Source organism: Streptomyces sp. SID9727 (assembly GCF_010550605.1).
Lineage (GTDB): Bacteria > Actinomycetota > Actinomycetes > Streptomycetales > Streptomycetaceae > Streptomyces.
On record NZ_JAAGNI010000386.1, the window covers coordinates 22,700 to 30,095 of the forward strand.

Below are 7,396 nucleotides of genomic sequence, written 5' to 3' on the forward strand. Positions count from 1 at the left end.
TCAAGCCTACGACTCCACACCGACAACACCAGAGGTTTTACCGGGCGGTACGGGGCCGTGGAGGTTACGCGCGGAAACCGATCGTGGGCAGGGCCCGGCGCAGCGGCCAGGGCCGGGCGGCGGCCGGCAGCAGGTCGTCCAGGAAGGCGTAGCGCCGCAGCGCGGCCGGGTCCTGCCCGGCGCAGGTGCGCACCCGCTGCCACCAGGCGGCGACCTCCGCCCAGCCGGGAGCCGAGAGCGAGCCGCCGAACTCCTGGACGGAGAGGGCCGCGGTCAGCCCGGCGAAGGCGAGGCGGTCGGCGAGCGGCCAGCCGGCCAGCGTGCCGGTGACGAAGCCGGCCACGAAGACGTCGCCGGCGCCGGTCGGGTCCAGTGCCTCGACCTCGATGGCGGGGACCTCGGCGGCCGTGCCGGTGGCGGCGTCGACCGCGTAGGCGCCCTCGGAGCCCAGGGTGACGACGGCGAGCGGTACGCGTTCGGCGAGGGCGTGCGCGGCGGCCCGGGGGCAGTCGGTGCGGGTGTAGCGCATCGCCTCCTCGGCGTTGGGCAGGAAGGCGTGGCAGTGCTCCAGGCCGCTCAGGGCGTCCAGGTCCCAGCGCCCGGTCTCGTCCCAGCCGACGTCCCCGAAGATCAGGGCCCCCCGGCGGGCGGCCTCGGCGACCCAGGGTTCGGTGCGTCCGGGCACGAGCGAGGTGACGGCGGCCCGGGCCCTCGGCGGGCAGCGGGGGAAGGCGGGGGCCTCCGGCGAGGCGGTGGCGGGGAGCGACGGGGCCTCGTGGCCGTGCGAGACCATCGTCCGCTCGCCCTCGTACGCCATGGAGACGGTCACCGGGGAGTGCCAGCCGCGGACCGTGTGGGAGCGGGAGAGATCGATGCCCTCGCCCTGTTCGAGCGCGTCCCAGCAGTACTCGCCGTAGTGGTCGTCGCCGAACGCGGCGGCCAGGGAGGTGCGCAGGCCGAGGCGGGCCAGCGCGGTGGCCATGTTGGCGACGCCGCCGGGGCTGGAGCCCATGCCGCGCGCCCAGGACTCGGTGCCCCGCACGGGGGCGCTGTCCAGGCCGGTGAAGATGATGTCCAGGAAGACCGTGCCGGTGAGGAAGACGTCGCAGTCGGGGTCCTGCGGGGCGCGCAGTCCGTCCAGCGGGTCGATCTGCGGAACGTCAGCACTCACTCGCACTCCCCGGTCGTGGCGGTTGCGCCCAGTGTGCCCGATACGCGGCGGTGATGGACGAGTGCGCGCCGCGCGTGTGTTCACGGTCGCTGACCTGCGTAAACGCGCCTAACTACCCATCCGGGAAGCACGTAAACACAAAAGTGGCCCAGATCACATAACACCGGCTTTCGGTGGGCCGGGAGCACTTGATACAAATTGGCCCGCGAGCACCGTTGGAGACGTACCCGACGGAAGCGCCGATTTCTCGTATCTCCCCCCTCCCTTCTGCCTCTTCTTGGCATGTCCTCAGGAACGCCCATGTCCTCGCGCCCTCGCGCCGCGTGGCCTCTGGTCGCCGTGTTCACCGCCGGCTACCTCGCCGCCTATCTCCTCCCCACCATCGTGGGACGGCTCTCCGTCTATCTGGGCCTCAGCACGGCTCAGGCCGGGCTCGTCGGCAGTGCGCTGCTGCTGAGCTCGGCCTCCGCCGGCTTCTCCCTGGCGGGACGCGTGGAGACCTACGGGCCGTGCAGACCGGCGCGCGTGGGACTGGTCCTGTGCGTGGTGGGGTACGGCTGTGCGGCGCTGGCCGGCACCGTGCCGCTGGTGGTCGCGGGCGCGGTGGTCGGCGGCTTCGGCTCCGGTACGGCGACCGCCGTCGCGGCGGCGGGCATCGCCGCCCAGAGCGACCCGCACCGCACCTCGTCCCTGGGCCTGCTGAGTGTGTCGGCGACCGCGGGCGCCCTGTATCTGACGGTCCCGCACCTGGGCGGCGGCCACCGGCTGCCGTTCGCCTCGATCGCCCTGGTCGCGCTGCTGGTGTGGCCGGCCACCTCCCGGCTCGGCGGGTCGGCCCCCGGGGACCAGGGCGGGCCCGCCGTCCCCGCCAAGGGCCGGCTGCCGCACCGCCGCTCCGGGCTGGTCCTCGCGGGCGGCATGCTCGTCTGGTCGATGGCGCAGAACGCGCTGTGGGGCGTCAGCAGCAGGATCGGCGTGGACCAGGTCGGGCTGTCCGAGGTGACGATAGGCGCCGTGTTCGCCGCCGCGCTCGGCGCCGGGCTGCTCGGCGTGATGGGTGCCGGGGTGCTGGGCTCGAAGCTGGGGCGCGCGGTCCCGATCGGTGTGGGCACCGCCGTCATCGCGGGGAGCATCGTGCTCAGCTCGTCCGCCGGGAGCCTCGGCTCCTTCGCGACCGGCGAGATCCTGTGGAACACCGTCTACCCGGTGGTCCTGTCGTATCTGATCGGTCTGGCCGCCTCCCTCGACGTACGCGGCCGCTGGGCGGTCCTCGCCGGCTCCGCCTCGTCCGTGGGCGTCGCCTGCGGACCGGTGCTCGGCAGTGTGCTGTCGGAGGAGGCCGGGTTCCCGGGGATGGGTCTGGTCCTGGGTGCGGTGACCCTGCTGATAGCGCTTCCGGTGACCGCGGTCGCCCTGCACACCGGCGGCCGTCCGCTGGTGCCGGGTTCGGTACGCCGCCGGGGCGGGGCGCCCGCGGCCCTGCTCGCCGTCACCACGGGTGCGGTGCCCGGCGCGGTGCCCAAGGTGGGCGCGCCCGAGCAGGCCGTCACGGAGATCAGCATCCCGGCCCTGCGCCGCAGGCGCCTCGGCAGGAACGCGTTCCGCACGGCCGGCCCGGACGGCGGTCAGTCGAACACGTACGCCTCGACCTCGGACAGGTAGCGCGTCCTGCGTTCCTCGTCGTGGTCGAGGAAGGCCGCCTGGAAGGAGTTGCGGGCCAGGGTGCGCAGCTGCTCGCGGTCCAGGCCGAGCGCTTCGTGGACGGCGTGGAAGGTGCCTCCGACGTACCCGCCGAAGTAGGCGGGGTCGTCGGAGTTGACCGTGCAGAGCAGCCCGGCCTCCAGCATCGCGGGCAGCGGGTGCTGCTCCAGGGTGTCGACCGCGCGCAGCCGTACGTTGGACAGCGGGCACAGCGTGAGCGGGACGCGCTCGGCGACCAGCCGCTTCACCAGGTCCGGGTCCTCCAAGCAGCGCAGCCCGTGGTCGATCCGCTCCACGCCCAGCACGTCGAGCGCCTCGCGGATGTACGAGGGCGGCCCCTCCTCGCCCGCGTGGGCGACCTTGCGCAGGCCGAGCTCGCCGGCCCGTTCGTACACCTCGCGGAACTTCACGGGCGGGTGGCCGACCTCGGCGGAGTCCAGGCCGACGGCGCTGATCCGGTGCAGGTGCGGCCGGGCCGCCTCCAGGGTCTCCAGGGCCGATGCGGCGGACTGGTCGCGCAGGAAGCACATGATCAGCTGGGTGGAGATGCCGTGCTTCTCCTCGCTGCGCTCCAGGGACCGCCCCAGGCCCTCGATCACGGTGCCGATGGGCACGCCGCGCGCGGTGTGGGCCTGCGGGTCGAAGAAGATCTCGGCGTGCCGGACGCCCTGGGCGGCGGCGCGGGTGAGGTAGGCGTCGGCGAGTTCGGCGAAGTCGTCCTCGGTCCACAGCACGGCCATCAGCGCGTAGTAGAGGTTCAGGAAGCTCTGGAGGTCCTCGAAGAGGTACGCGGTCCGCAGGGCCTCGGTGTCCGGGTACGGCAGGGTCACGCCGTTGCGCGCGGCGAGCGCGAAGGCCAGTTCCGGTTCGAGGGTCCCCTCGATGTGGAGGTGGAGCTCGGCTTTGGGGAGGTGCACGGTGTTCTCAATCGTGTGGGGGTGGTGCGTGGTGCTACGCGTGCCGGCTGGGCACCGGTACGCGCGTCAGGTCCTGGGCGACGGTCAGCTCGCCCTCGTAACCGGCCGCCCTGGCTTCGGCCTCGAACGCCTCCGGTTCCGGATAGCGCTGCGAGAAGTGCGTCAGGACGAGGTGCCGTACGTCCGCCTCCCGGGCGACCCGGGCCGCCTGGTAGGCGGTCAGGTGGCCGTGGTCGGCGGCCAGCTTCCGGTCCGCGTCGAGGAACGTCGACTCGATGACCATCATGTCGCAGCCCTCGGCGAGGGCGTACACGCCGTCACAGAGCCTGGTGTCCATGATGAACGCGAACCGCTGTCCGCGCCTGTGCTCGGACACGTCGGCGAGCGTGACCCCGCCGAGGGCGCCCTCGCGCTGGAGGCGTCCGACGTCCGGCCCCTCGATGCCGTGCTCGGCGAGCTTCGCGGGCAGCATCCGCCGCCCGTCGGGCTCGGTGAGCCGGTAGCCGTACGACTCGACGGGGTGCGAGAGCCGGTGGCCGTCGAGCGTGTACGCGGCGGTGGTGGCCAGCGGCCCGTCGGCGGCGACCGGGGCCTCGGTCAGCCGCACGGTCTCGCGGTAGGCGGTGGCGTACCGCAGCCGGTCGAAGAAGCGCTGCCCGCTCGCCGGGTAGTGGGCGGTCACCGGGTGCGGGACCTGGTCCAGGTTGATCCGCTGGATCACCCCGGCCAGGCCCAGCGAGTGGTCGCCGTGGAAGTGCGTGACGCAGATCCGGTTGATGTCGTGCGCGGCGACCCCGGCCCGCAGCATCTGGCGCTGGGTTCCCTCGCCGGGGTCGAAGAGGATGCCCTCGCCGTCCCAGCGCAGCAGATAGCCGTTGTGGTTCCGGTGCCGTGTCGGGACCTGGCTGGCGGTCCCGAGCACGACGAGTTCACGGGCGGACATTATCCCGGCGGCCATTCCAGACCCCGGCCGCCCAGGACGTGCGCGTGGGCGTGGAACACGGTCTGGCCGGCGCCGGCGCCGGTGTTGAACACGACCCGGTAGCCGGTCGCGTCGATCTTCTCGTCGGCGGCGACGTTGCCCGCCTCGCACAGCACGTCGGCGAGCACCTGCGGTTCGGCGGCGCCGAGCGACGCGGCGTCCGGGTGGTGCAGGCGCGGGATGACGAGTACGTGGGTCGGGGCCTGGGGGTTGATGTCGCGGAACGCGACGGTGGTGTCGGTCTCGCGGACGATGGTGGCCGGGATCTCCCCCGAGACGATCTTGCAGAACAGGCAGTCGGGCTGCGGTTCTCCTGCCATTCGCTTACGCGCTCCCTTGGGCTCGGGTGATCCGTCGCGGCCCAGCCTATCCGGGGGCGCCGCCCCCGTACCCCCGCTCCCAGCTGTCAGCCTCGCCGGCGTTTGGGGCGCGGGGTCCGGGGCAGCGCCCCGGGTTCGGGAAGGGGCGGGGTGGGGAACAGGCCCGCCGCAGGCGCACCGCTCCCCACCCCGCTCGGCTCACCCTGGGAGCCCCGGCAGCTCCGGCGCCGCCTTCGCCGGCACGTGCTCCAGCGACTCGAGCGCGATCCGGATCGCCTCGTCCAGCTGAGGGTCACGCCCCTCGGCGTGGTCCCGCGGCGTCATCACGACCTCCACGTCGGGGTCGACGCCATGGTTCTCGACGCCCCACCCGTATCCCTCCAGCCAGAACGCGTACTTCGGCTGCGTGACCAGCGTCCCGTCGACCAGCCGGTACCGGCTGTCGATGCCGACGACGCCGCCCCACGTCCGGACCCCGACCACCGGCCCGATCTTCAGCGCCTTGATCGCCGCGTTCACGATGTCGCCGTCCGACCCGGAGAACTCGTTCGCCACGGCCACCACCGGCCCCCGCGGCGCGTCGCCCGGGTAGCTCGTGGGTCGCATGCCGCGCGGCAGGTCCCAGCCGACGATGCGGCGGGCCAGCTTCTCCACGACGAGCTGCGAGGTGTGGCCGCCCCGGTTCTCCCGGACGTCCACGACCAGGCCCTCGCGCGCCATCTCGGTGCGCAGGTCGCGGTGGATCTGGGCCCAGCCGCCGCCGACCATGTCGGGGACGTGGAGGTAGCCGAGACGCCCCCCGGACCGCTCGTGCACGTACGCCCGCCGGTCGGCGACCCAGGCGTGGTAGCGCAGGGCCTCCTCGTCGGCGACGGGCACCACGACGACGTGGCGCCGGTCGCCCCCGTCGGCCGGGGAGACCGTCAGCTCGACGGGCCTTCCGGCCGAGCCGGTGAGCAGCGGCGCGGGCCCGGTGAGCGGGTCGACGGGGTGTCCGTCGACGGCCACGATCGCGTCCCCGGCCCGGACCGCGACGCCCGGCGCGGCGAGCGGCGAGCGGGCAGCCGGGTCCGACGTCTCGGAGGGCAGCACGCGGTCGACGCGCCAGCTGCCGTCCTCCGCACGCGAGAGGTCCGCCCCGAGCAGCCCCTGCCGGGCCGCGTCGTCGCGCCACCCGCCGGGCGGGGTGACGTAGGCGTGCGAGGTGCCCAGCTCGCCCTGGACCTCCCAGAGCAGGTCCATGAGGTCGTCGTGGGTCGCGACGCGCTCCAGGACCGGCCGGTAGCGGTCGAGGACCCCGGCCCAGTCGACGCCGCCCATGTCGGGGCGCCAGAAGTTGTCCCGCATGACGCGGCCGGCCTCGTCGTACATCTGGCGCCACTCGGCGGCCGGGTCGAGGGTGCGGCGGATGCGGGAGAGGTCGACGGTCACGGCGTCGTCGTGGTCGTCGTCGCCCGCGGGCACCCGGCTGTCGGAGGGGACGACGGACAGCTTGCCGTGGCTGACGATCGCCAGCCGCTTCCCGTCACCGCTGACCGCGAAACGGCCGACGTCCGAGGACAGCTCCTCGCAGCGCAGCTTCTCCAGGTCGTACCGCTCCAGCACGGTGTCCGGGCGGCGGGCGTCCGGGCCGGCCCCGCTGGTGCCGAGGACGCCGGTGAGCGGGTGGCGCAGCCAGAGCAGCCCGTCACGCGCGGTGCGCAGCGAGGAGTAGACGGCGGCCTCGACGGGAAGGGGCACGATCCGGTCGGCGAGGCCGTCCAGGTCGATGCGGGTGATGGGCAGCGCGGTGGGGTTGTCCTCGCCGTCGCCGCCCTTCTCCTTCTCCGTGGGACGGCCGTGCAGCTGCGGCCCGAACGGGGAAGGCGTGGTCGCCGCGAGGGTGAGCAGATGCGGCCGGCAGGAGCCGATGAACGCCATGTCGAAGACGTGGGCGTCGTAGACGGGGTCGAAGGCGCGCTCGGAGAGGAAGGCCAGGTGCTTGCCGTCGGCGGTGAAGGCGGGCGCGAAGTCCCGGAACCGCAGCGGGGTCGCCTCGGAGACCGAGAGGTCGGCGACATGGGCCAGCTTGAGCTGGCTGAGCGGCTCGGGGCCGGGGTGCGACCAGGCCAGCCAGGCGGAGTCGGGCGACCAGGCGAGGCCGGAGGCGTCGCCGTTCTCGCTGCGGTCGACCTCGTGGATCTCACCGCTCTCCCGCTCGACGATCAGCACCCGCCCGTCGTGCGCGGCGACCGCGAACCGGCTGCCGTCGGGGGCGGGGGCGAGGTCCAGGACGCGGCCCAGCCGGCCGGCCGCGAGGCGGCGG

Annotated in this window: 6 protein-coding genes; 1 reads left to right on the forward strand and 5 read right to left on the reverse strand. The window is 73.8% G+C overall.

Translation table 11 applies throughout. From position 1 onward, the window contains the following. Positions 1-64: 64 nt before the first annotated feature. Positions 65-1,171 (reverse strand): PfkB family carbohydrate kinase, encoded by a 1,107-nt coding sequence (locus tag G3I41_RS27095; protein WP_164402990.1) that lies wholly within the window; start codon positions 1,169-1,171, stop codon positions 65-67. 300 nt (positions 1,172-1,471) lie between these two features. Here G3I41_RS27095 and G3I41_RS27100 point away from each other — a divergent pair, with 300 nt between their 5' ends. Continuing rightward, entirely contained in the window at positions 1,472-2,833 is a 1,362-nt protein-coding gene (locus tag G3I41_RS27100; RefSeq protein ID WP_164402991.1) for an MFS transporter, read from the forward strand. Here G3I41_RS27100 and G3I41_RS27105 read toward each other — a convergent pair. From G3I41_RS27105 to G3I41_RS27120, 4 genes are all read right to left on the reverse strand, one after another. Beyond that, positions 2,797-3,789, reverse strand: a complete 993-nt coding sequence (locus tag G3I41_RS27105) for an adenosine deaminase (protein WP_164402992.1) — start codon at positions 3,787-3,789, stop codon at positions 2,797-2,799. The genes G3I41_RS27100 and G3I41_RS27105 overlap by 37 nt on opposite strands. A gap of 34 nt (positions 3,790-3,823) precedes the next feature. Further along, positions 3,824-4,732, reverse strand: coding sequence for a ribonuclease Z (locus tag G3I41_RS27110; protein ID WP_164402998.1), 909 nt, complete (start codon positions 4,730-4,732; stop codon positions 3,824-3,826). Continuing rightward, on the reverse strand, positions 4,732-5,091 hold the full coding sequence (locus tag G3I41_RS27115) for a histidine triad nucleotide-binding protein (RefSeq protein WP_164402993.1): 360 nt from the start codon (positions 5,089-5,091) through the stop codon (positions 4,732-4,734). Before G3I41_RS27115 ends, G3I41_RS27110 begins: the two co-directional genes overlap by 1 nt. 198 nt (positions 5,092-5,289) lie before the next feature. Continuing rightward, a partial coding sequence (locus tag G3I41_RS27120; RefSeq protein WP_164402994.1) for a S41 family peptidase occupies positions 5,290-7,396 on the reverse strand: 2,107 nt, incomplete at its 5' end.